The organism is Fimbriimonas sp. LA-C6 (assembly GCF_055398105.1).
In genome coordinates this window covers 2,317,173-2,342,202 of the sequence record NZ_AP038796.1, presented here as the reverse complement: position 1 = coordinate 2,342,202, position 25,030 = coordinate 2,317,173, and the positions used below count along the sequence as shown (strand labels likewise).

The window sequence follows — 25,030 nt, the reverse complement described above, 5'->3', positions numbered from 1 at the left end:
ACTTCAACGAAGATCCTAAGCAAGGATCCTCTTGTACACTGCTTCCATACCAACTCTTCACCCGATCTCAACGACTGAGGCTCGAAATCATCCCACCTTAAGGAACTTGAATTTGAAAGCCGATTCCAGTAGAACGAACTCAGTCGTGCTGGGATTGGTTTCCGGTGGCCTTTTCATTGGCGCCATAGCAAGCATCACGTTCTCTAAACCAACGGGCATCCTTTTAGGCATGGGCGGCACGGCTCTTCTCACGTTGTCTTGTGCTTCTCACCTGCGATTTATTGCTTCTCAGAAGAAGTTAGAAAACACTTACCAATTGTCTTTGGTCTCAAACGATAAAGGCTTCTGGAACTGGGACATTGTCGCAAATCAACTGACTTACTCCGATCACTGTCGGACACTACTTGGATATTCGCGTGAAGAATTTCCGGACCAGATCAGTTCCTTCATCGAAAAAATCCACCCCGAAGATCTAGAAGGTGTCCGGGCCGCGATCCAAAGACACGTACAAGAGAAAGAGCCGTACCACATTCAATACCGACTGCTTGGTAAGGACGGAGAGTATCGGTGGTACGAGGTCCAAGGCCAAGCGCGATGGTCAGAGAGTGGGGAACCTCTTCAGATGGTGGGGTGGATTTCCGATGTCGCTGGGCGTCGCGCCAACGAAGATGAAGCGGCTCATCGGCAATTCCTAAAATCTGAGTTCTTTAAGAATTCACCCATCAACTTAGCGCTCTACCGAGCTGTGCGCGACGCAAACGGGAACATCATCGACTTTAGCATTGAGGACACAAACCACCGCAAAGGACCCGACAAGGTAACGCAACAAACAAAAGGGTTTCGCTTCAGAGAATTTTATGGACAGGAAACGCTGGACGAGTGGCTTCCTGTGTTGCAAGGGATAGCACAAACAGGCATCTCCGTCACCCGCGAACACTGGTTCGAACCGCTCAAGAGGTTCTACTCAAGCTCCATATTCTGGCTCGGTGATGACTACTTTGGCGTGAGCGCGGTGGATATCCATGAGCGCATCATCAGTGAGCAAAATTGGAGCGAGTCGGAACAAAGACTTCGAAAAATCATCGAGTCAACCGCCGTCGGCATGCTTCTCTATGATTTGCGTGATGACGATCAACTCATTCTCACCGCCACAAACCGAGCGACCGATCAACTATTAAACATCGACACATCGCCACTTATTGGGTTGCCGATCGAAGAAGCGTTTCCAGAACTCCAATATTCAGACAACCCAGAACGCTATCGGCTCGCGGCCAAATACGGGGAACCGTTCGTTCCCGAAGAGCATGTCTACTCCTTCAACGGCAAAGACATCTTTTTTGAAGTACACGCGTTTCAAGCGGGACAGAACCGGGTGGTTGTTCAACTCATCGACATCACGCAACGCAAAGAAAGCGAACTCGCCTTGATTGAGCGTGAGCGAGAATTCCGCACGCTGGCAGAAAACTCACCTGATGTCATCATCCGCTACGACTCGCAGGGCCGACGCACTTTCGTGAATGAAGCCTATGAAAGATCAACAGGGCAACTGCGCAATAACGTGATCGGTCAACAACCTAGCGAATATGCAAATTCCAGCCAAGAAGTAACGGACTTTGGCCAAGCGCTACACAGTGTCCTTGAGACGGGCGTGTCCGCAGAAGTTCTGATCGAGTGGAGCGATCCGAGTGGACTCGTGACGACTCAAGCCGTTCGAATTGTCCCAGAGCGCAACGTTGAAGGGAAGACCGTTGGGGCTCTCGCGATCGGTCGAAATGTGCAAGAACTGATCGACGTTCAAAACAAACTTCGAGAGAGTGAAATCCGATACCGAGAGGTGTTCGAAAACACAGCGGAGATGATCTTCGTGATCGATGTGACTGAAGAGGGTCGGTTCAAGTTTGCTAACGTGAATCCAGCTTGGGAACAAGTGGTCGGAAAGAAGAACGACGAGATCCAAGGACGGTTCATTGAAGATTGCATGCGCCAAGAAACCGTAGAGCAGGCAACACCGCGTTATTGGGAGTGCATCGAGCGCGCAGAACCCATCTCATTCGAGTTGGGGCTTACAACGTTCCAGGGTTTCCGCTACTTCATTACCACGGTGGTTCCCGTCAAAGACGCAACCGGTAGGATCCACCGATTGTTCGGCATTTCTCGAGACGTAACTCAACAGAGACTCGCTGAACAAGCGATGCGCAACGTACTACGACACGCCCGAACCATGGTGATGTCAAGTATTGTCACCGCGCCAGAAGGATGGGAGGCTCATGGGCCGGAGTGGGCCGCAGGCAAATTCGAGTGGGTTTCCTACTTCCCAGACGAAGAGTCTGCGAGAATTGTTCTTCCTCTTGAGATGCGTGAAGGAGAGGCATACTCGGCTGCATGGGGGCGTGCGAGACATCCTGATGATCGCCCTCCCACTGACCTGACTGCCGCCCGAGCATTTTATTCAAATGCGCCCCATTGGAACCAAGAATTCCGCGTACGCGATCTTTTCGGCAACCTGCGATGGTTCATGCAGTCTGCATCAGTTGAACTCATCACGCCCGGAAAGTGGACCGTAACCACCATCAATACCGACATCAGTGATCGAAAATGGATAGAGGAGGAGATTCACCAACTCAACTCCGAACTAGAACTGCGGGTTATCGACCGCACCAAGCAGCTTGAAATTGCAAACCGAGAACTGGAAGCATTTAGTTATTCCGTATCTCATGACCTTCGGTCGCCGCTTCGAGCAATCGCTGGATTCAACACATTCCTCACGACATTCGTCAATGAAAAGGGGGGAGAGGACGAGCAGCACTGTGTCCAGAGAATCCACGCTGCAACCATCAGGATGTCAGAGATCATCGACAGCCTTCTGGCACTGTCACGCCTTTCTCGGAAGAAGATGGAAGTCCGATTGCTGGACCTATCTGACATCGTCCAGTCCATTGCAAGAGAACTCAGCGAGGCTTACCCAACACGCAAGTTCGATTGGCGAATCCAAGATGCAACTCGTGTTCTCGGTGACGAAAGCCTCATCACCGCACTGCTCCACAATCTACTGGAGAACGCAGTGAAGTACACCCGCGATCGCGAGGTGGCAATCATCGAATTTGGGGAGTCCAAGAAGACATCCAGCAACCTAGAGTTCTTTGTCCGAGACAACGGCGCTGGCTTCGAAATGGAGGGCGCCGAACGGATGTTCCATGCCTTTGAAAGGCTCCATTCGAGCAAGAAGTTTGAAGGTACGGGCATCGGACTCGCTACCGCTCAGAGAATCGTTGCCATGCATGGCGGCTCTGTAAGGGCCGAGGGCGTCGTAGACGAAGGTGCCACGATCTATTTCGAGCTCAGCAGAAACTACTCCGCTAAGCCCGAACTGCTCTAGACACTCTCAACATTCTCAAGAGAGTCGACCCGCACAACCACAACAGTGGTGTTGTCGCTTCCTCCACCTTGCAAGGCGCTCCCCACGAGTCTCCACGTGGCTTCCGCCGGAGCAAACGTCCTGAGGGTTTCGCCGATCACATCATCACTCACATGGTTGATAAGCCCGTCTGAGCAGAGCAGATAGATGTCGCCGGCCTTAAGATCGTGTTTCTCAATGTCTGGCCGCACTTCGCCTTCCGTGCCAATGGCTCGCGTAAGAACGTGCTTGTAAGGATGGTTTTCAGCCTCTTCGGGGGTCATGGTTCCCAAGCGAAGCGCTTCGTCTACCCAAGTGTGGTCGTGGGTCATCTGAAGCAACTCACCGTTTCGAAGGCGATATACACGTGAATCACCGACTTGAGCGGTGTACACGGAATCCTGAAGCAGAATTAAACCACTGAGCGTCGTTCCCATTCCTTTGCGCTGAGGAAAGGCTCGACTGTTATCCAGAACCCATCGATTTGCCGCAGTGACTGCGCTGGCAATGGCCACTTCCGGCTCAGTCGCTGGGTGGTGGAGATAGACATCAATAAACGTCTTGCAAGCAAGTTCACTTGCAATCTGTCCGGCAGCGTGGCCGCCCATGCCATCGCAGACCATAAACACGAGCCCGCGGCTCGCGAGAGTCGCATCGTCCTCCGCCATGAAGAACTCAAACTTGTCTTCGTTATTCTCACGTACGCGACCGAGATCGGTCTTAGCGGCTACCGTAACCGATGTCCGGACACGGAGTTCGGCGGTCGTGACCAACTGGTCGGCGGCATATTCTGCGGTGATGTCGTCCATATTCGAGTCTGTATATTAGCTACCGGAAGGGGGCGTGATCTTAACCTGGAACTCCATGCTGCCCAATCTGAGAACGTCCTCAGGAGTCATCTGGGTTCGCATATTGGGCACAAGCTTGGCATCGTTGATAGCAGTTCCGTTGGAGCTGCCCAAGTCAGTTATAAATACGCCAAGGTCTGTGATTTCGATTTGCCCATGCTTGCCACTGACATAAGGATCGGCAATCTGAACATCGTTCTCTGGCTTTCTTCCAAACGTGTTAACACCGGCTCGAAGCGGAAACTCTTTGCCCTCACCGACAAGCATGGCAGGAGCGACCTCTTTTCGTGGCGCAGCAGCAATAGACGCGGTCTTGTTGCTAGAGAACACCTGTGTGGTGTTCCCACCCTTCGCACCAGGCATGCTCACCTTCAGCTCGACGCCACCTAGATTGATAGTTTCGCCACCTTTCAAGACCCGCTTTTCACCAGCAATAAGCGCGGTGCCATCCACTTTGGTTCCGTTGGTCGAACCGAGATCCTCAATCACTAGCTGATCATTGGCGTTGGTGATCTTTGCGTGACGACGAGAGATGCGACCGTCCGCAATGAGAATGTCGCCTTCACGTCCGATGCTGTTCTCACCAGGGCGTACCGGCTGCTCCTTCCCGCTCTGTTCCACCAACATGGGGACCTGAACCGCTGGCGCACCGAAGGCATCCTCTGCCAAAGCGCGCTCAAAAATCAGGCCGCAGTCAATGCAGAACATGACTCCTGCAGGGTTAAAGGTCTTGCAAACCGGGCACTGCATCGGCTTGACGATCTGCGTGACATTGAGGGACGGAGCCGTACCCATCACCGTCTTGTTAGGATCAATGGTAGGGGCCACACCCAATTGAGTGCGATTAGGGTCCGACATCAGTAACTGGGTTTTGTTGGCGTCGCTCATACGCTGTTCCTTTGACGGGGCAACGGGCGCTCTTAGTTTAACTCTTTCAACAGAACATCTGAAGTTCTATTGAAGAGCCTTATGCAACTCTCTGCTGTTTTCGCGCCCGTTTGTGCTGGTACATCAGACCATCGGCTTCCGCCATCACTTTTGAGAGATCACTATCCCCATTTATTTCGGTGATGCCAAAGCTCGTCCCAAAATTGAGTACTTTGCCGTCCGCGTACACTGGCTTGTCTTTAAGAGAAGAGTCCAACTTGACGAGAAGCCGTCCGAGGCTCTCGGTATCCAGCTTGTGCACCACGACGAATTCATCACCGCCAAGCCGAACAAGGAACGCATCCTCACCCGTGCTCTGCCTAAGACGCGTGCCGAATGCAATAAGCGCAGCATCTCCGGCACGGTGACCATGAGTATCGTTGAGGGCTTTAAAACCGTCGAGATCCATCAGCGCAAGCGAGCCCTTATCTTGAGTGGAACGCATCGCGGATACAACCTTCGCGAAGTGTCTTTCAAAGGCCGCCCGGTTGGCGAGACCTGTCAAAGCGTCCGTGCTGCTCTCCTTTTGGAGCTTCTCAAGTTGCACCTGCATTTTTCGAAGCTGTGACTCGTAGGTAGCCTGCATCGCGTCGCGCCGCTGGGTTTGTTTGCTGACCATTGCCCGTAAGGAGCTGAGACCCTTCGTCAAATGAGCCTTTGCCTCATCAAGCGACTTCGCATGTTGAATCTGCGAGAGGCTTCCGTTCAGATCTTGAATCTCCGTGATGCTCTCACCAGCAACGTCCACCGAATGTTTGTAAGAATCCAACGCATCTCGAACAGAATTTCCAAGCTCGTGAATCAACGCGTCAACTTCCTTCCGCTGAATCTCTCCAAACTCTTCAGCATTCGCTTCCAGCTTCTGAGACAAAGCATCGAACTCACGATCTTCCTCGGCGATCAGGATCTTCTCTTTCAGCGCATCATTCTTCTTCTTAAAACTGCTGGCAGATTCGGAGTTAGGACGAAGGATGAAAACCTCATGCAGGTCTGCTGCTCGCAGCGCGAGACCTCGCAAGCCTCCAACCTCGGGAGCGTCCATCTCACCGAAACCACGCGCCTTCTTCATCCACTTGAAACTGATCATAGGTCCAACCTTTTATGTCGGTTCATAGCGACACCAGGACTCACCGTATAAATGCTGAGGTCGCACAGATATATGTCAAAGCACTCAAAGACCTTTGACTTACTCAAGTCCATGCAACTGGAGCGTCTCAACAAGAAGAAGGCTTAGTTTGCAATCTGTTGTAACAGCCAAATGGCACAACCTAACTTCGTCTGGAGACCACTCTGAATCGAACGACCATCACTGAATAGCAACGTCAGTTCGTTTTGATCGGCATCAAACCCCACATCTTGGCGACTGATGTCGTTCGCCGCAATGGCGGTTAGGTTCTTGCGAGCGATCTTCTGTTTCACCGTCTCAAGCTCAATACTCGGCTCAGCCGCAAAGCCAACAACCGTAGCTCCGGGATTAGCTTTTGCCAACTCAGCGATCACGTCCGGATTCGGGACCAAACGAATATCCACTGGCTCATCAGAGCGTCGGAGTTTCGTCTCGCTCGGATGTTCAGGGCGATAGTCCGCTACTGCGGCCGCACCGATAATCAAGTCGTGCCCCGTTGCGTGCCACAAACCAGCATGAAGCATCTCTTCAGCTGTCTTAACAGGCACCACCCGGGCATTAAGCGGATACACAACGGAGGATGGGCCAGCTAATACGGTGACCTCGGCCCCCATGAGCAGAGCGGCTCGCGCCAAAGCCGCACCCATCTTGCCACTCGAACGGTTCGTAAGAAATCTCACCGAGTCGATTGGCTCTTGCGTTGGGCCACTCGTAATCAGGACCTTCTTGCCCTTGAGCAGCTCCGACCGTTTGAGAACAACTTCTACGGCACTAGCGATTTCATGAACGGTCGCCAGTTTGCCCTGCCCGTGTTCCCCACAAGCGACATCCCCTTCAGTCGGCTCAACAATCGAAGTCGCCCGAGCCGCAAGCTTGCGCATCGCTTCGCGCGTCACCTCAGACGCGTACATCTGAGGATTCATTGCAGGCGCAATCAAAAGCGGAGCAGTCGAAGCCAAAACCAATGTGGTGAGCATGTCATCTGCCATGCCCACAGCAAGCTTCACTATCGTATTGGCAGTCGCTGGTGCCACTACAACGAGGTCGGCCTGACGTGCCCACTCAATGTGCGCCATGTGCCCACGATCTGGCTCCTCGAAGGTGTCGATCAAACAAGGCTGCCCCGTGAGAGCCTCAAACAGCGCAGGCTTCACAAACTCTTGCGCGCTGTCCGTTAGACAAACCCGAACCGTGTGGCCATTGCGCATCATCTCACGCGCCAAATCTGCGGCGCGATACGCAGCCACCGAACCCGATACACCTAATACGATGTTCAAATTAGTTCCTTTTCGTTAGCTAACAAGCTCTTCCAATCGCCGAACTACCTCGGCAACGTCCTCATTGATCACGCGATGCTGATATCGATCCGCAACCGCCATCTCATCATAGGCATTCTTCAACCGTTTGGCGATGGTCGCATCGTCATCCGTGCCACGACCCCGGATGCGCCGCTCTAGCTCTTCTACGTCGGGAGGCATGATGAAGACGGTCAGAGCTTCTGGTCGCAACTCCATCGCAGTAAGTGCACCCTGAACATCGATCTTCAGAATGGCAACTTTCCCTTGTTCCAGCATCAACTCCATGTCGCGCAAAGGAGTTGCATAGAAGTTGCCGTGAACCTCTTTGTGCTCCAAAAAGTCGCCGTTCTCAACATGTTGAAGGAATCGATCCCTGGTCACAAAATGGTAATCCACTCCATGCGTTTCCCCGATGCGAGGATCCCGTGTGGTGTAAGCAACCACCCGTTCTACATGGGGATTCAGCTCGCGCCACCGGTCAATCACCGTGTCTTTCCCAACACCGCTTGGACCGCTTAATATGACAAGTTTTCCGTTAGACAACATGTAAAGTTTACTAGGCTGAATCGCCTGCACTAAGTATTGGCGGTTTCCTAGCGAGATAAGAGTCCAATCACGCGGGCCGCAACCCGCATGGGATCGTGACGCACCACGTCCGTCTCACTCATCAAGTTGCCCTGGATCACGCGCAAGCCCAGCGCACGAATGCGATCCACATCGGCCTCAACCAGCTTCTGCCCAGAGTGCATGTACTTGTTCAGGGCTTCCTCACTCGGAATCCCGTCATTCACCAGGACCATGTCGAACACTCGATCCCGTACGTGGTTGAGAATCGCGGTGACGTGCTCAGAAGCAGTAAACGCGTCACTCTCTCCTGGCTGGGTCATTACATTGCAGATATAGACCCGAATCGCCTCAGTGTCCCGCAGGGCCTCAGCCATGCCAGGCACGATCAGGTTTGGAATGACGCTCGTAAAAACGCTTCCCGGACCGATGCAGACCAAGTCCGCGGCGCGAATCGCGTCGAGAGCCTCTTTAGTGGCGCTGCAGTTGCTCGGATCCAACAGAATCTTGCGGATCCGCTTGCCCGAAGCCACAATCGCGGTCTCCCCAGCAATCTCCGATTCATCGTCCAAAATCGCCTTCAGGCTCACATGCTCCAGTGTGCTAGGGACCACGCGTCCGCGGATCGCAAGGACGTCGCTTGCAATCTCAATGGCTTTTTCGAAGTCACCATGAGCCTGATCCACCATCGCCGCAATCAGCAAGTTCCCAATCGAATGGCCGCTGAGGGATCCGCTGTCGTTCTTAAAGCGATGCTGGAACAGATCCGTCATCGACTTTTCTGCATCGGCCAAGGCAACCATACAGTTCCGAATGTCTCCAGGCGGAATCATGCCCTTATCGCGAATGAGCTGTCCAGAGGAACCTCCATCATCCGTCACGGTGACGATGGCAGTGATGTTACTGGTGTGATGCTTGAGGCCCCGTAACAACGTGCTAAGCCCTGTCCCTCCACCAATCGCAACCACGCGAGGACCTTGTGCCAGTTGTTGCCGGCGACGGTAAACGTCGACTTTGCCCGACTTCAGTCCGGGATTCAGCGTCTCCACAATGTGATTCAGCGCCGTCCGCATGGCATAGAACACGATCACTGAGCTCACGAGTAGCAGGATGCCGCCCATGTACCACATGACCATCTCTACTTCGGTCGGCGACACAAAACCCAGGAGCAGATGGCGTAAACCTGCGGAAGACCACACGAGAACTGGAAAGATCAGCTTCTTAAAGCTAAGCCCAATGGCCAAAAACCACAAAAAGATCCCCACCACCAGCCATGTGACTGCCTTCAGGAGACCTGCGGTCGGAGCAAGTAACTTCCGGAGACGATAATTTCTAATCATCGTCGTCGGGCAGGAACACCCCTAGCACTCCATTAATAAAGGAGATGAGCAAGCTCGCTACAAATGCGGCTAAGAACGCCTTGAGCCCGGTATCCGTAATGCGAAATCCAAGTTGAAGCATCGCCGCGGCATACAGAACAGCCGCATTGACCACCAACGAAAACAGACCCAGTGTGATGCAGCTGAGCGGGAGTGTAAGAAACTTGAGGATCTTCCCCAAAGTAGCGTTGAGCAAACTCAAAACTGCTACACCAACCAGCAGATTCATCACCTTTCCGGCTGTGGACACATCGACTTCAAATCCGAGACCGAGGACGTGGCTTACTAACGAGGCCGCGAATACAGAAAACGCAAGCAGAATCCAACGCAAGAAAAGTCTCTTCATAATCTGCCTCTCAACGCATTATGACGCGAGTCCGCAATCTGTACTGCTTTCACATTGCGAGATAGGGCTTCGGGTAGCTCAAAATAAGACGTGCCCCCTCATACACCCATGCTTCAACAGTACTTTGCCGCCAAGGCAGAGCATCCGGGTGTCCTCCTCGCCATGCGCGTTGGAGATTTCTATGAATTCTATGGAGAGGATGCCGACGAAGCAGCGGCAGCGCTGGAAATCACACTCACCGGACGCGAAGACGGTGCCAACGGACGCATCTCCATGGCAGGTGTCCCATTTCACTCGGTTGAGAAGTATCTTGCTCGGCTGTTAGCCAAAGGCTTGAAGGTCGCCCTGTGCGATCAACTAGAAGATCCCAAAGCCGCAAAGGGCCTAGTGAAGCGAGGCGTCACGAGGGTTCTCACGCCTGGAACGCTGGTCGAAGACTCTATGCTGAGCGCGGGCCAGAACAACTTCTTGGCTGCGATCTGTATACAAGATGGGCGTGCAGGCTTAGCCATATTAGATCCCTCCACTGGCGAATTCGCCGTGACGGAGCTGCTCGGAGAAGCCGTACAAGAACTGCTACTTGGAGAACTCGCCCGAGTGCGACCAACCGAACTGCTCGTCGACAATCACGGTGAGGCCTACGGAGAACTTGCCTCAACGTCACTAGGGTCTTCCGTCACCCAAGTGGGAACACTCAGTGCCGACCGCGCGGCGAAGAAGCTCTTAGGGCAACTCAACGCATCAAACCTACAAGGATTCGGGTGTGAAGACAAACCCAGCGCTGTGATCGCCGCCTCGATGATCCTGGCCTACGCCGACAAAAACCACTTACCCCTGAACCACGTCGATTCCTTGTCCACCTACTCAGTGGATTCGTTCATGAGGCTAGACCCCGCAACTCGCCGCTCTCTAGAACTCACCCAAAACCTATCCGACGGATCCCGTCGGTTTACGCTCCTTTCAGTCCTAGATGAAACGGTAACCCACATGGGCGCACGCCTCATGAGGCGATGGATCGAACAACCCCTTTTGGATCTTGCACAAATCACGTCCAGGCAAGAAGCCGTCGAGCGTCTATTGGGCCATTCCATGATCCGAGGCGACTTGCGCGATGCCATGCGCAAACTCTCCGACTTAGAGCGACTGGTCTCCCGAGTCTCAACAGGCGTCGCAGGACCGAGAGACCTGGTTGCCTTACGAAACTCGCTCATGGCGTTGCCCGTCATCGCCGAGCCACTCCGAAAAGTGGGCCTCGGCAGACTCCAAGAGCTGCGAGAGCAGATGAGCGACCATCAAGAGCTGGCTCTCCTTCTGGATCGAGCCCTCATCCTCGACCCTCCCATGTCCATCCGCGAGGGGGGTGTCCTCAAAGAAGGCTACGACCTAGAACTAGACAAGCTGAGGGATTTATCCAAGAATGGTAAGTCCTACATAGCCAGTTTGGAACAAGCGGAGCGTGAACGAACGGGCATCAACACCCTAAAAGTAGGCTTCAACTCGGTGTTCGGTTACTACTTGGAGGTTTCCAAACAACACCAAGCAAAGGTTCCTGCCGAGTACATCCGCAAACAAACAACCGCTAACGCCGAGCGCTACATCACGGCAGAGCTCAAGGAACATGAGTCGCAGGTTTTAGGTGCAGAAGAAAAAGCAACCGCCGTCGAGGTCGACCTCTTCAACCGTCTCCGCAACCGTGTAGCCGAACATACTCGGGCACTCCTTCAAACCGCCCGTGCCCTCGCAGAGATCGACACGCTCGGCGCCCTTGCTGAAGTTGCTTCCAGACGCGGATACGTGAAGCCGGAGCTGACCGACGAAGATGTAATGCAAGTCACCTCAGGTCGCCATGCCGTCGTCGAAACCTCAACAAGCGCCTTCGTACCTAACGACCTAAAATTTGAGACGCGCGCGGAGCCAACCGGTGCAAGAACTCACATCCTCACGGGCCCTAACATGGCGGGTAAGTCGACCTTCTTACGCCAGAACGCCCTGATCGTGCTCATGACCCAAATAGGCTCGTTCGTCCCGGCCAAAGAAACAAAGATGGGGCTTTGCGACCGCATCTTTGCACGAATCGGCGCAAAGGACGAGCTAGCGCTGGGACAAAGCACATTCATGGTGGAGATGGTGGAGTCCGCCAACATTCTCAACCACGCAACAGAAAGGTCCCTCGTCATCCTGGATGAAGTCGGCAGAGGCACTTCCACCTACGATGGCATGGCCATCGCGTGGGCCATGATCGAGCACTTAGTAGAGGTGGGCGCAAAGACGCTATTCGCCACCCACTACCATCAACTCAACGCGCTTGCGGACCAGATGCCGAGCGTAGCCAACTACCGAGTCGCGGTGGAAGAGTTTGGGGACGACATTGTTTGGACCCACCGTGTTCTTCCAGGTGGCACGGATCGCAGTTACGGCATTCACGTTGCCAGAATGGCAGGCGTGCCGCCTACTGTCCTGCTACGTGCCACAGAGATCCTACAAGACCTTGAGGACCGCTCAGAGCCACCTCAGGCGATCCAGCCCTCCACCCAGCGGCTCCAGATGACGTTATTCGAGTTCGAGGAACCACCCGTGGTGAAGGAGCTTCAACGCCTTGATGTCAACCGCCTCACACCCATCGAAGCCCTCAAGCTGATCGATGAGTGGAAGCGACGTTTTGGGCAGAAGAACTAGGCCGACTCGATGTCGAACCAACCGGTCACGGCGTAGATCTTTTCGGTAAGAATCGTTGGAAGCACCAGCTTCTCCTTGGCATGTGTAGCAGGCACCTTAAGTTGGGGTTCTCGATGCTGCTCTGTGTACAGCGGCCAGTCGGGATCTGTGATAGCGGTTCGCCCGATTGCAACCAGGTCGGAGCCTGCCGCCAAGATCGCCTCAGCATCTGCAACAGTCTTCACTGAACCCACCCCGATCAGTGGCAACCGATCCCCAATGTATTTCGCAACGTTGTCCAGGGTTGGCCCCTCGAACGATGCCTGCAAGCTTCCCTGCTGATAATCCCGGAGCGAAATATGCAGGTAGGAGAGCTTCCTCTTGCATAATTCGTCAATCAATTCATAGGTTTTTCCAATGCGAATTCCCGGTGTGTCCGCTTCTTCAGGGGAGAATCGATACCCAACCGGAAAGTCCGGACCTACTGCTTCGAGCACTGCGTCGGTAACAGCTAACGGGAATTTCAGCCGATTCTGGCCCCAACTGTCGGAGCGCCGATTGCTGTGAGGACTCACAAACTGTTGGAGCAGGTAAGTGTTCGCCCCGTGAATCTCCACGCCGTCATACCCTGCTTGCTTAGCCCGAGCGGCCGCCTTTGCGAACGCATCGATCGTCTCCAAGATCTCGTCCTCTGTCATCTCGTAGGGAACGGGAGCGTCCTCCTTGGTCGGGATAGCGCTAGCTGAGAGAGGTCTACCACCGCACAAAGCAGCGGGACACTGTCTCCCTCCATGGTGGATCTGCAGGATCGCCTTTGAACCGCCTTCGTGGATTGCATCCGCAACCGACTGTAGTGAAGGGAGGAACTTGTCGTCACTGCATCCCCACTGTCCGGAGAACGCCTGTCCGTGCGGATGAACGTAACATGCCGCTGTGATAATCAACCCGAAGCCGCCCTCTGCACGCCTCTTCAAATATTCAATCTCTTCCGGATTGATCGTGCCGTCGTCGTGGCTTGAATAAGTAGTCATAGGCGCTACTACCAGCCGGTTTTTGAGATTCAGTCCTTTCCCAAGAAGGAAGCCTTGTTCGATCATCACTATGCTCTATGGCTTCTTAAACAAGTTCGTTTCAATGTTAGAAGTTCACCATCGTCCAGAGTTTCTAGAGATCGTAGGGCACAGAATCACCAGAAATAGCATTCTGCGGGTGCGCTGTTTCACCTTCACTTAGACAACACAAAGTGCCCATTCTGAAGCACAAACCTTAAATCTCCTTGACGGTCTGTGCGAAAGGTCCGCACACCTTTTGATTGCAACAAATTCAAGACCTCTTGCTTTGGATGCCCATATCGATTGTTCCTGCCCACACTCAACACTGCATAAGAAGGGTGAACCGCATCGACCCATTCACCACTTGATGAAGTTTTGCTGCCATGATGCCCGCACTTCAGAACATCGCTTCGCCAGTCACCTGTTGAAACAAGCTCATGCTCCACCCGACTTGGAGCATCGCCAGAAAACACAGCCGTGCCGCCCTCATCCAGCAGGTGCACAAACATAGAACCATCGTTGTCGCCCATGCCTGGAGTCCACTTCGGACACGTAATGTCCATCTCCACGCCTTCAAACTTGACCTTGCTATGGTGGGGCAGCCAGATCAACTGGTTCGGCTTCAGACTCCACTCACGAATAAGCCTCAGCCACTTTTCGTCCTGATCAAAACATTTTGAGATCGCAATGCGACAATCAGGATAAGCGCGCAAGATCGCCGGAACACCACCCACATGATCGATATCAGGATGAGAAAGCAAAATCAGATCCACAGACAAAACGCCCATTTGGTGCAGCCGAGGAATCACAATTCGTTCACCTGCATCCGCAAAGTCTGTTTTTGGGCCAGCGTCGATCAACACGGTGTGTCCCTTATGTCGCAAAACAGCACAGTCACCCTGACCCACCGATAGAAAGGTGAGATCATTTGCGGGTGGTTGAAATGCTCCAACGGCAATTCCAGCAATCAGGCCAACAACGGCTAACTGATACGGCCTAATCTTGTTGAACACGAGGCCTCCAAGCGAAGAGTAATAGACCGTACAGAGGAATCAAGAGATAGCTTGAAAAGGACGGCACTACAATGTGGGTCCATGCAAATCGATCCAGACCCACAATTGCCCATCGACAAATCATCGTAAGTGATGCGACCGCCGCCATCAGAGGTTTGGCAGCAGCTAGCGAAACAAACGACACCCCAAAAGCAAGGAAAGCAATCCAGATTGCTGCGCATGCTGGGAGCACGGCAACCATGTTAGCCGGAATATTTGTCAGAGAAAGAACTCCCGTATGGGCCGCCAGAATTGGCTCACCCACCACAGCAGCCAACATGCTAAGCACCGACCCTTCCAACACGTAGGTCTTTGCAACAGACACCAAGTTTCGCTCCTTTGACTTAAGTCGAGGAAGGAAAAGAATGAGAGTCGTGACAATACAAAACGATAGCTGGAACCCCACGCTGTAAATAGCCGCTGGGTCGAACAAGAGATATCCACCCGACCCCAAAGCCAGAGCTGACAACGCGTCTGGGTCGCGTTTAACCAAGTAGGCCGAACACCCAACCATGAGACTACAAACCGCGCGAACGGTGGGCATATGCAAACCTGTCGCCAGACAGTACAAGCAAAGCACAAACCCAATGATCACTAATTGCAGCGGACGCCCAATAGGTACCCACCGTAAGACTGTAAATAACAGCGCCGCCAAAACCCCGACATGAAGACCCGAAGCTGCTACTAAGTGGACCGTGCCGGTCCGAACCAAAGCATCTCGCTCCTCAGGTTGCATCGCACCAGATCGAAAGCAGAGTGCCTGAATCCACCTCGCGTCATCTGGCATCAGGATCTCATCACTAAACTTCGCGAACCGCTTACGCCAAGCATCAGACCATCGATAGATGAAAGGGCCCTCGCTGATTCTCTTCGCCGTACCCGGCCACCGAATCGATCCCTGAACGCCCTGAGCTCGCATAAAAGGAGCAATCGTCTCAGACAAAGGCTTGGCCTTCACGACCAGTTGCCATCGCTCACCTTTGTGAATTTCTGCATCGAGAGGAGCGGTTGCTAGAAGCCTAAGGCTATTGCTCTGAATCAAGAAGCTCTGTGTCTTTGCTCCTTCTCGCGGGACAGAAACAACTTGAACTTGATCCCGAATCGAGACAGCTTCTGACGATTCGATAGCAGGCAAAGGTGCAATGCAAACACCCAACACTGACGCAACAAGGGAGATGATCCAGGAACGGTCTGTCTGGAAAAACAGGAGCATCAGACCCAGAAACCCAGCATGATAAGGGTGAGTAGGGACGGTAATGCCTAGGGAGAGAGCAAGCACAAACACGACCAGAGGTCGGTGCTCTATCGCATCTCTCAGTCTTTCCACTTTCTTAGCCGCCGCTCCGCAATCTCACTGATGGAGAGCGACTCGTCGTAAACGACACGCTCGGGAATGACGGGGAGTTCTGGATACTCAAGGTTCGAAGGCAGAGGGCGCACACCAAAACGGACATCGGTAAACAACCGGGAGCCTTCCATCTCATTCAGTTTATCAAGAATGCGCGTTTTCATAAAGCGCAGCTCCTGTGCCCAGGCAGAACCTTGCACTGCAACCCACACAACCCCTTTCTCAAACCGATCAGGATAGGATCGCCGAGCCATATCGGCTCCAACAACATCAGGCCAATAACGCAGAACCACCTGAGCACGAGCTGTACGTATCACCTCGGCCTGCTCAATCGCATCAGGCAGAACCGCTTGGATTCTCCTCATGCCTCGACTGCGCACAATGTCCCTCCTTTCACAGAGAACACTTGAGCTCTGTCCAATATCTTGTTTCCAGCAGCAGAAGCTTCAGTGCAAGTAAGGATCGCTTGTCCTGCCCGTTCCAAGACAACCTCAACCAGCAAAGCTCTTCGGGTTTCGTCCAGATCAGAAAGGATGTCATCCAACAACAACAAGGGCGCTGATCCGAGTTCTTCCTTGGCCAATTGCAAAGTCGCCATCTTAACCGCAATCACAGACGTGCGCTGTTGGCCCTGTGAGCCATACAGACGCGCCTCACGGCCTTGAACGTCCAAGATTAGGTCATCGCGATGTGGACCCGCTGTAGTCGATCCTCGAGCAATATCTCCAGAACGATTCCCTACCAACATCGCTCGTAGCTCGTCCACGTCAGTTGTCTCATCCTTGCAAAGGTAAGTCATTCCCAACTGCTCACCTCCACCCATCTGCGAATGAACCTGCTGGGTAACAGGCATCAGACGCTCAATATAGGCTTGTCGAGCATTTCTGAGCGCAGTTCCATGGGTTGCCAGCTGCTCTTCCCAAGGCTCCCAAACAGGATCAGGAGGTACCCATTCTCGTGCACTCTTAAGCAAAGCGTTACGTTGTTCCAATGCGCGTTTATAAAGGCTCAAGTGCCGAAGATAGGCCGGATAAAGACCACTGAGTTCTAGGTCCAAGAAGAGTCTTCGGTCAGCAGGCTCTCCTCGAACAATCGCCATGTCTACCGAACTGACGCAAACACAAGGCATCCGCCCCAAGATGTCCGCAGCTCTTGGAAGCCCCAATCCATTGAGATAAGCCTTCTTCCGAGCGCCACGTTCCAGAGTCATCGAAACGGTAGTCCCAACCTCGCTTAGAGTGGCACTTACTTGAGCTTTAGGCTCACCTTCCATAATCGCCTCAGTGTCACGCTGTCCACGGAGTAGCCGAGTTGTGGCGAGAAGATAGAGAGCTTCTAACAGGTTCGTTTTGCCTTGAGCGTTGGGTCCAGCCAACACATTGAAACCCGCGTTCAAAGAAAGGTCTAAAGATCGATAGTTCCTGAACCGATCTAACAATACGGACTGAACACAGTAGACAGTGCGGTGGTATTCCACATCCGTTTCTTTTAATACTGTATTCATGATAGATCAATTAGATTTGTTATTAAGGCAAACCATTTTGGGGATAACTTCAAAAGGTCAGCTTTAACGGCACGAGTAAGTCAACGGTTCAGGTTCAAAATTAAAAGCATCTTAATGAACCGCGTGGTGGATAAATAGGTGGATAACCACCCCTGATGACGAGTTAAGTGGTGTGCTTCTCCACCGTCCTCAAATCTGTCCACACTTTCCACCATTCATTCACACTCAAAACAGCGGCTTTCCCCACCTCTTTCCTCTGCCTTAAAGGATGCCATGTTTGCGTCCATACTTCATCACGACCGCCTCAGCCAAATAGATCGGATGGATGTTGGGCGGGTTTGGAATGCCTCTTCTCTCCGCAATCGGTTGAAACACTTCGTTCGTCAACTTGATCTGAATGTTCGTTGAGAGCTCTGGGAACCGATCCGCAAACCGTCGAAGTGCGTGATACTCCTCGATGGTCATCCCTCTCAATTCACCCACTTGGTTCTCAAACGGGTGTATACCTACCACGTGGGGTGCAATCGTGAAGTTGGGTAGCGATCGCTTCTCGTAGCACACCACCGTGTTTGCAACCAAGTCTCCAATACGCTGGGCTCTTGGGTTTGTGAAGGTCGCTAGCAAGCCAGCGAGATACGATATGGGCAACATGTCCGCAGGACGCAGGAGATTACGTCCAATCGCTGCTCCGAACGTGATCGGCGTACCGTCGGTCATCCTCACTCGAATTCCGAAGGCTTTCTTCCCAGGTGTCTGCCCATTCCACAGTCCTTCAAGCAAAATGAAGTAGAGAAGGGGAACCACGAAACTAATGAGTAGCAAAAGCCCCTGGCCAGAAACGGGATCGACACGGAAGAATGTGAAAGCAATTATGACGTTGACGACCATCACCAAACCGATGATCAGAAGGATATCGACTAGGTGAGCGATGATGCGACTTCCCAAACCGGCCAGCCGATAGGTTATGATCGTTTTCTCGGGACTGAGAATGACTGCGTCTTGCTCCACACATAGAGTTTACTAACGATGATCCCTACAAAACGATTTTGGGCGCTAATTGCACTAGGAGTTCCAGTGGCTGGGCTCTCCGCGGAGCTTGGTTCGCCTATGTTGGGAGTCGCGTACAACGTGGCCCTGGTCGCGATTGCCTACGCAACAAGCCGTTTGGGACCCTCTGCCAAAAACCTCCGTTTCAAGCGAACCCATGATCCAGTACTGAGCGTTCGCGTCGCCAATAAGGTCACCTTGACCATCGAGAACACGGGTGTCGAAACAATCACGGCGCTAGTGCGAGACGAAGCCCCCCCAAGCTTCCCAGCATCCCAGCGAGAGTTCCGAGTAAAGCTAGCTCCCGACGATCCTATAGAACTGCACTACACCCTGACACCTCCAGAAAGAGGCTCCGAAACCTTTCGAGGGACCTATCTTCGAGTGGATTGTCCGCTTGGCCTCGTGACGAATCAGGTCTATGTCGACACAACCCAACCTTTGCGCGTGTATCCAAATGTGCTGGCTCTGAAAGAGTTTGACCTCCTCAAGCAACAGGGCAGACTTAAAGAGATGGGCATCCGCCGATCTCGCGCACGTGGACTAGGAACAGAATTTGAGAGCCTGAGACAGTATGCCGAAGGAGACGACTACAGAAAGATCGACTGGAAGGCCTCGGCGCGTAAAGGCGAAACGGTCGTCAGGCAGTACGAGCAAGAACGCAATCAGTGCGTCTTGATCTGCATTGACATTGGTCGCCATATGCTTGCGGAAGTAAATGGAGTCCGAAAACTGGATCACGTCCTCGACGCACTCCTCATGCTGACGAATGCTGCAGCCGTTGCAGGTGACCTCGTGGGTGTCATGGTATACGCTGATACCGTCCGCCGCTACATCCCACCTAGAAAGGGGCGAAACCACGTAGGCGCGATCATCGAGGCTTGTCACGACTTAGTTGCCGAACCTGTCGAATCCGATCCCGTCGCGGCCTTCAGCTACCTTGCCCAGCGCTGGAAGCGCAGATCCCTCCTTGTGACTTTCACAGACTACGAAGACGAAGATCGTGCAAGGGACTTGGTGCGAGCGTTCGGCCCAATGGCTAAGAGACACCTCTCCCTAACATGTCGCGTGATGGATCCGAGGAACGAAGAAGTGTTTGCGGGGAACATTCAAACCAGTACGGATCTGTACAGGAAAGCGGCTGCCTCGATGCTTTTAGAAGATCGACGGAATGCCACGTATATCATGGAGAACGCTGGAGTCCGGAACCTTGATTCCGAACCTCAGGATCTAGCCGCGAAGCTGGTTACCTACTATTTCATGGTCAAAGAGAAGAGCCTTCTATAAGGCTCTCAGCTTTGGCCACTCCAATTCGATCCCTTGCGCCCTAAGCAACGCTTGGTAGTCGTGGAGTAGCATTCCTTTCTCGTGAACCTCACTCGGCACCACATTCCGACCAATGCAGAAGGCAGCCAATAGCCCTGCTGCTTCCCCAATGTTCCATTCAACTGGGTGCAGTCGGTAGCAGCCATTGGTGATGTGTGTCGATCCGATGTTCTTGCAAGCGGCAATGAGATTGCGCATCCGAACAGGAATGAGCGCTCCCAAAGGAATCTGAAACGGCAATGAGCTTGTGTCGATATAGCTGGTGCCGCTTGTACTTGGATGCAAGTCGATCCGATAAGCTCCAATACCCACCGAGTCAGCAAACTCCGTCGCTCGATCCTGATCGGGATTGGTATAGGCAGCAACCTGCTGCTCAGTAATAGTTGTTCGTGCTACCAGGCGTCTCGATTCTCGGATGTAAGGCGTCTTAGCAAAACCATCCTCAGTCCCCGTCAGATTGGGTCTAAGGTGCAACCCAGGGTAACCCGTGTTGCCATAAGGATTGGGAGCCTCCGTTTGGAGCCAGTACAGCAATGACAAAGAAAGCTGCTTACTGGCATGAAGTCGGTCCGCAAACAACGTGCGTTCTACATCTACAATAGGATCGATAAAGTAGTCGTTCTGAGGCCAGTTTACGATCGTGACGGGGACCGAAATGTAACCTTCCTGAAAGACTTTCGGTTCGACAATCTGGCGGTACTTGAACAGACAGAACCAACCATCGCTAAAAATCGGGAGGTTCCGAGGCGCCCCTGTTTGGGGGTTGATGTCTGTGAACCCAAAGAACTGCCCTGGCCAGAAATCAGGTTTATAACTTCTCCAAGATTCATACTGTTCGGGTTTCTGAATCGTATGATTCTCGCCTGGCTCGTATCCCATCGCGAATACCCAAGTAAATCCTTGCTGGTTGTTAGGTTGAGGCGGGCCTTCCACAGCATTTGGTTCGTGCGTATCTGCTTTACTCTCCGCCCCCACAACGTACTCGGTGCCCGTCAGCGGAAGAAGATCACCCAACTCCGTCGCGTCAATCACATACTTGGCTTGAACAATCTCTTCCCGTATTGTTTGGAGATTGAGTAGCGCTACGGATTCGATCTGATCGTGATGAACACTACTTTGTTCGGTTCCTTCTAGGAACGGATTTGAAAAAGCAATGCTTCCAGAAGCAATGGTATGAAGGCGAATTTCGAGAAGCCCCTTCGAAACCGCTGGCTGAACCATCTGATTCAATACCTGCCATCCAATGCGTGGTTCATGACATAGCGCGCTAACCCACCCTGTTCCAGGGTTCAGAGCAGCTTGTTGGCCGAACTCAGGAAGTAATGGTGTGTGGTCTCGGTAGAACTTTCGGACAAGATTGCGATAAGTGCGATACCGACTCGTGCAGCCAAACTGCTCAATCCAAGGATGTTCGTCGGGCGGAACGGCTTGCGAAGTGAGCTGCCCTCCAATCCAGTCGGTCTCTTCGGTAAGAATTACCTTGAGACCCATGGCTGTGGCCGCCAAAGCCGCCGCAACACCGCCTGTGCCTCCACCTACTACCAAGACATCGCACTTCACTTCGCGCATTCAGAGAGGTTACCGATTGTATGGAACTGCTTAGATAAATAAAAACGCGCAGCAAGGACCTTGCTGCGCGTCTTCAGGCGGTTCTGGAAGTGTTAAGCGGCTCGCTGCATCGGCTTTGACGACTCCTCCTCAAGATTAAATTGCCTAATTGAGGCGGTCAACTTATCCGTCACCGCAAGCATTTCCGTACAGGCCATGGCAGACATCTCGACCTTGTGATTGAGTTCACTTGCTGCAGCTGCAGTCTCTTCGGTGACACTGGCCACATTGGTGATGTTCTGGGAAACAAACACCGCGGAGTTAGAAATCTCTTCTGTTGCCCCCTGGACGGTTTGGGCAATATCGCGCACCTCTTTAACCATCTTCGTCAGGGCGTCGGTCTTTCGGGACACCTCTTGAATCTGGGTGGATACGTTGGTGGCAGATTGTAAGATCGTCTCGACAGCTCCCGAGGCAGCCATAGAATGCTCAGCTCCGGTAGAGACTTCCTTGTTCATCTGCTCCATCGACTTAACAGCTTCCTTCACCTTGGAGCCGATGTCCGTGATGAGGGTGCTAATCTCGCCCGATGCGCTAGCACACTGCTCTGCAAGCTTGCGCACTTCGTCGGCAACCACCGCAAAGCCGCGACCATGCTCACCAGCACGTGCTGCTTCGATAGCCGCATTGAGAGCAAGAAGATTGGTTTGACCCGCGATCTCGCTGATGGTCTGAACAATACGTCCAATCTCCTGACCACATCGATCCAACTCTTGCATCTGGGCTGCCGATGATAGAGCCTTTTCCTGGATCAGCGACATCATTTGGAGCGACTCTTTAAGCGTCTTACCACTGTCCCGAGCGGAAGTCATCATCGCAACCGATGCCTCAGTCACTTCAACCATAGAAGACGCTGTCTCTACCAAAACTTCATCAGCTCGGATCGCCGCGCTTACCTGATCAGAAGTCCCGTCTTTGATCTTTCGAATCTGGTCTGTCAGTCCTTCCATCGTATGGGCAACAGACGACGCGGATTCAGCCAAAGAAGTCGCTCCTTTAGCGATCTCCTCTGCAGCCCATCCGCTGTCCTTTGCCATGCTTTCAAGGCTGTTGGTAGAGTCCACCACAGTGTGAGTGCTCTTCTGGACCTTGCTCATGAGGTCGTGAAGCGCCTCCTGTGCGGCATGATAGGAGTCCGCAGCTCGATGCGTGGTATCGATGATCTCACTGAAACTCTGAACAAGCTCTTTAAATTCATCATTCGAACGAAGTAAGTGCGAATCCCCAGTGAGCTCAAGTTTGTAAGTCAGATCACCATTTGCAACTGCTTGAATTGCGTTAGCGATTGCGTGGAGATCCGCGGAAATGGTTCTGTTAATCCGCCCACATACCCCGTTGATAACTCTCTTCACGCTGGCGATGACGGATCGGCTAGCAACGATGCTGAAGGCAAGGATGAAGAACTGGACTACCCAAGCAGTCTTCTTTGTGCCTTCGACTGTCCCGGCGAGTTGAGCTGCTGCTAATACGGATCGTGCTTCCACGGCATCCACAAACTTGTCGATACGCTTCTCAAGATCCTCACGTGCAGGGATGTACTTTTCCTGAATGAGCTTTGTCGCCTCGGCTCCCTTTCCTTCAGCAGTCAGGGCGATGGCTTTGTTTTCCAACGGGTTACAGACTTTTTCGTCTTGTTCGCTGGCCGATTCAAGAAGTTCCAACAGTTGCTTGGAGTCGGGCAGTTTGGCAAGCAATTTACTGACTTCCTTTACTTTGTCTGCTGCTAAGTCATCTGCAGCTAACTTGTCCTTCTTGTCCTCTGCGCTCTTGGTGTAGGTGTAGAGCTCCGTATGGGCTGCCATATCGCGCGACGCTGCGCGGAACTCCTGGGCCAACATATTCGATTTGTTGGCGATGGTCACACCTTCTTTCTGTAACTTTAAAATACGATCAAACGATGCAGACGACCACAAGGTCCCGACGACGCTTAAGGCAATTACAATGAAAAATGCTATCCCAAGTCGGGCAGCGAGACTCAAACTTCTGGATTTACGCAATGCAAACTCCTCCGAACCCTCTTATTGCCCCAAAATCATTGGCACTTTCCAGGTACTACTACGGTGGGAAACTTGCGTCACATAGCGCAAAGTTATCCATGGAGAGATTGCAAGAATACGCTGTTAAAGCTATACAAAACAAAGGCGTGCCACCAGAACTAGTCTGATGGCACGCCTCGGCTTAGTGCAGAGCTTTTACGAAAGTGCCTGCTCAAGATCCGCAATCATGTCTTGCGCATCTTCGATTCCAATACTCAGTCGGATGAGGGTCGGAGGGATTCCCTTAGCTAACCGCTGCTCTTCCGTCATGGTTGCGTGAGACATGAGCGGCGGATAACCGACAAGCGACTCCACGCCACCCAGAGACTCAGCCAAGAGGAAAACCTGCGTGGACTCGCAAACCTTACGAGCAAACTCGGTGGTGCCTTTCACTTCGAAAGCCAGCATGCCACCAAATCCACTCATCTGCTTCTTAGCTACTTCGTGATCTGGGTGAGAAGGCAGACCCGGATAATGAACGCGGGCCACCTTAGGGTGACCCTCGAGATACTCGGCAACTGCTTGAGCATTGCGACAATGGGCGTCCATTCGACAACTAAGGGTCTTAACGCCTCGCAAAGAGAGCCAACAATCGAACGGAGAAGGCACCGAACCGACAGCCTTGTTCCAATCGAACATCGCCTGGCCATACTCGTCGCTATTGGTGACAGTCGCGCCACCAATGATGTCCGAGTGTCCGCTGATGTACTTGGTCGTGCTGTGCACCACGATGTCGATACCAAGATCCAGAGGATTCTGAAGAGCGGGTGATGCGAAGGTGTTGTCGAATACCGTGATCAATCCAAACTCTTTCGCAGCCTTGACCACAGCAGCGATGTCGCTCACGCGTAGGTTTGGATTCGTCGGAGTCTCGAAGATCAACATCTTCGAATTCGGCTTGACCAAATCTTTGATGGTCTCTGGCTTATGCGCATCGAACTCAGTAACAGAAATGCCCTGGCGTGGAAGAATCTTCTCACCCACGCGGAAGGTTCCACCGTAGATGTCTGTCGCCATGAGAAGGTTGTCACCGTTCTGAAGAAGCGAAAACGCCGCGACAATCGCAGCCATTCCGCTACCAAAGAGCGTGCAGTGCTTGCCGTTCTCAAGAGCAGCAATAACTTGCTCTAAGCTCTCGCGGTTCGGATTCGCGCAACGCGTGTAGTCGATAGCTGGAATGTGGTCCAGGTCTTCCCAAGCGAATGTTGCGGATTGATAGAGCGGCTGAATAACCGCACGATACTTAGGATCTGGTTCCTGTCCAATTCGAAGAGCCCTTGTTGCGAAGCGCATAACGAAACGATTTTACGCCCTTCGAGAGGTGTACTTGTCCCCATGATCTAGTCAGGCAAACGACCGTTTGTCAGAACTGTGTTTCGCCTAACACTCAACGGAGATCCCTACCCAAAGCGTATGTTGGGTGGGTGCAGGCGGATGGGGAGGAGAGCTAGTTTATGACCTGCACCCGTTTGGAGGGTTGCGGGCAGATCCATTTGTCTGCCACTTAATACGACTGACAT

At 52.9% G+C, this 25,030-nt stretch carries 19 protein-coding genes; 3 read left to right on the top strand and 16 right to left on the bottom strand.

All coding sequences use genetic code 11. From position 1 onward, the window contains the following. Positions 1–112: 112 nt before the first annotated feature. Positions 113–3,376 (top strand): PAS domain S-box protein, encoded by a 3,264-nt coding sequence (locus ACZ51B_RS10885; protein ID WP_464293351.1) that lies wholly within the window; start codon positions 113–115, stop codon positions 3,374–3,376. On the opposite strand, the gene ACZ51B_RS10880 is transcribed toward ACZ51B_RS10885, so the two are convergent. The 7 genes from ACZ51B_RS10880 to ACZ51B_RS10850 all read right to left on the bottom strand — a co-directional run bounded on the left by ACZ51B_RS10880 (position 3,373) and on the right by ACZ51B_RS10850 (position 9,882). Further along, positions 3,373–4,203 carry a Stp1/IreP family PP2C-type Ser/Thr phosphatase gene (locus tag ACZ51B_RS10880; protein ID WP_464293350.1) on the bottom strand — a complete coding sequence of 277 codons (831 nt, stop codon included), beginning with the start codon at positions 4,201–4,203 and terminating at the stop codon, positions 3,373–3,375. The genes ACZ51B_RS10885 and ACZ51B_RS10880 overlap by 4 nt on opposite strands. Before the next feature lie 15 nt (positions 4,204–4,218). Further along, positions 4,219–5,130, bottom strand: coding sequence for an FHA domain-containing protein (locus tag ACZ51B_RS10875; RefSeq protein ID WP_464293349.1), 912 nt, complete (start codon positions 5,128–5,130; stop codon positions 4,219–4,221). 79 nt (positions 5,131–5,209) lie between these two features. Continuing rightward, entirely contained in the window at positions 5,210–6,256 is a 1,047-nt protein-coding gene (locus ACZ51B_RS10870; protein WP_464293348.1) for a GGDEF domain-containing protein, read from the bottom strand. Between the two features lie 143 nt (positions 6,257–6,399). After that, on the bottom strand, positions 6,400–7,572 hold the full coding sequence (coaBC, locus tag ACZ51B_RS10865; RefSeq protein ID WP_464293347.1) for a bifunctional phosphopantothenoylcysteine decarboxylase/phosphopantothenate--cysteine ligase CoaBC: 1,173 nt from the start codon (positions 7,570–7,572) through the stop codon (positions 6,400–6,402). 15 nt (positions 7,573–7,587) lie between these two features. Then, positions 7,588–8,139: a guanylate kinase gene (gmk, locus tag ACZ51B_RS10860; protein WP_464293346.1), complete on the bottom strand. Its 552-nt coding sequence runs from the start codon at positions 8,137–8,139 to the stop codon at positions 7,588–7,590. Positions 8,140–8,186: 47 nt separating this feature from the next. Beyond that, positions 8,187–9,497: a gluconeogenesis factor YvcK family protein gene (locus ACZ51B_RS10855; RefSeq protein ID WP_464293345.1), complete on the bottom strand. Its 1,311-nt coding sequence runs from the start codon at positions 9,495–9,497 to the stop codon at positions 8,187–8,189. After that, positions 9,490–9,882 carry a phage holin family protein gene (locus ACZ51B_RS10850; RefSeq protein WP_464293344.1) on the bottom strand — a complete coding sequence of 131 codons (393 nt, stop codon included), beginning with the start codon at positions 9,880–9,882 and terminating at the stop codon, positions 9,490–9,492. Before ACZ51B_RS10850 ends, ACZ51B_RS10855 begins: the two co-directional genes overlap by 8 nt. Before the next feature lie 108 nt (positions 9,883–9,990). Here ACZ51B_RS10850 and mutS point away from each other — a divergent pair, with 108 nt between their 5' ends. Next, a complete protein-coding gene (gene mutS / locus ACZ51B_RS10845) occupies positions 9,991–12,558 on the top strand; it encodes a DNA mismatch repair protein MutS (RefSeq protein WP_464293343.1) in 2,568 nt (855 codons plus the stop codon). Here the strand turns inward: mutS and ACZ51B_RS10840 are convergent. From ACZ51B_RS10840 to ACZ51B_RS10815, 6 genes are all read right to left on the bottom strand, one after another. Further along, positions 12,555–13,634 carry an oxidoreductase gene (locus ACZ51B_RS10840; protein ID WP_464293342.1) on the bottom strand — a complete coding sequence of 360 codons (1,080 nt, stop codon included), beginning with the start codon at positions 13,632–13,634 and terminating at the stop codon, positions 12,555–12,557. The two genes, mutS and ACZ51B_RS10840, sit on opposite strands and share 4 nt — an antisense overlap. Before the next feature lie 128 nt (positions 13,635–13,762). Then, positions 13,763–14,602, bottom strand: coding sequence for a ComEC/Rec2 family competence protein (locus tag ACZ51B_RS10835; RefSeq protein ID WP_464293341.1), 840 nt, complete (start codon positions 14,600–14,602; stop codon positions 13,763–13,765). Continuing rightward, on the bottom strand, positions 14,586–15,968 hold the full coding sequence (locus tag ACZ51B_RS10830) for a ComEC/Rec2 family competence protein (RefSeq protein ID WP_464293340.1): 1,383 nt from the start codon (positions 15,966–15,968) through the stop codon (positions 14,586–14,588). Before ACZ51B_RS10830 ends, ACZ51B_RS10835 begins: the two co-directional genes overlap by 17 nt. Next, complete coding sequence (locus tag ACZ51B_RS10825; protein WP_464293339.1) at positions 15,956–16,354, bottom strand: DciA family protein; 399 nt, start codon at positions 16,352–16,354, stop codon at positions 15,956–15,958. Before ACZ51B_RS10825 ends, ACZ51B_RS10830 begins: the two co-directional genes overlap by 13 nt. Further along, the gene (gene recF / locus ACZ51B_RS10820; RefSeq protein ID WP_464293338.1) at positions 16,351–17,493 is read right to left on the bottom strand and encodes a DNA replication/repair protein RecF; all 1,143 of its coding nucleotides are present in this window, start codon (positions 17,491–17,493) and stop codon (positions 16,351–16,353) included. The genes ACZ51B_RS10825 and recF overlap by 4 nt, the downstream gene beginning before the upstream one ends. A gap of 261 nt (positions 17,494–17,754) precedes the next feature. Beyond that, positions 17,755–18,501 carry an RDD family protein gene (locus ACZ51B_RS10815; RefSeq protein WP_464293337.1) on the bottom strand — a complete coding sequence of 249 codons (747 nt, stop codon included), beginning with the start codon at positions 18,499–18,501 and terminating at the stop codon, positions 17,755–17,757. Positions 18,502–18,519: 18 nt separating this feature from the next. On the opposite strand from ACZ51B_RS10815, the gene ACZ51B_RS10810 reads away from it, so the two are divergent. Beyond that, complete coding sequence (locus ACZ51B_RS10810) at positions 18,520–19,827, top strand: DUF58 domain-containing protein (RefSeq protein ID WP_464293336.1); 1,308 nt, start codon at positions 18,520–18,522, stop codon at positions 19,825–19,827. On the opposite strand, the gene ACZ51B_RS10805 is transcribed toward ACZ51B_RS10810, so the two are convergent. The 3 genes from ACZ51B_RS10805 to ACZ51B_RS10795 all read right to left on the bottom strand — a co-directional run bounded on the left by ACZ51B_RS10805 (position 19,822) and on the right by ACZ51B_RS10795 (position 24,803). Next, complete coding sequence (locus tag ACZ51B_RS10805) at positions 19,822–21,435, bottom strand: FAD-dependent oxidoreductase (RefSeq protein WP_464293335.1); 1,614 nt, start codon at positions 21,433–21,435, stop codon at positions 19,822–19,824. The two genes, ACZ51B_RS10810 and ACZ51B_RS10805, sit on opposite strands and share 6 nt — an antisense overlap. A gap of 92 nt (positions 21,436–21,527) precedes the next feature. Then, positions 21,528–23,336, bottom strand: a complete 1,809-nt coding sequence (locus tag ACZ51B_RS10800; protein WP_464293334.1) for a methyl-accepting chemotaxis protein — start codon at positions 23,334–23,336, stop codon at positions 21,528–21,530. Positions 23,337–23,666: 330 nt separating this feature from the next. Beyond that, positions 23,667–24,803 (bottom strand): trans-sulfuration enzyme family protein, encoded by a 1,137-nt coding sequence (locus tag ACZ51B_RS10795; protein WP_464293333.1) that lies wholly within the window; start codon positions 24,801–24,803, stop codon positions 23,667–23,669. Positions 24,804–25,030: the final 227 nt, after the last annotated feature.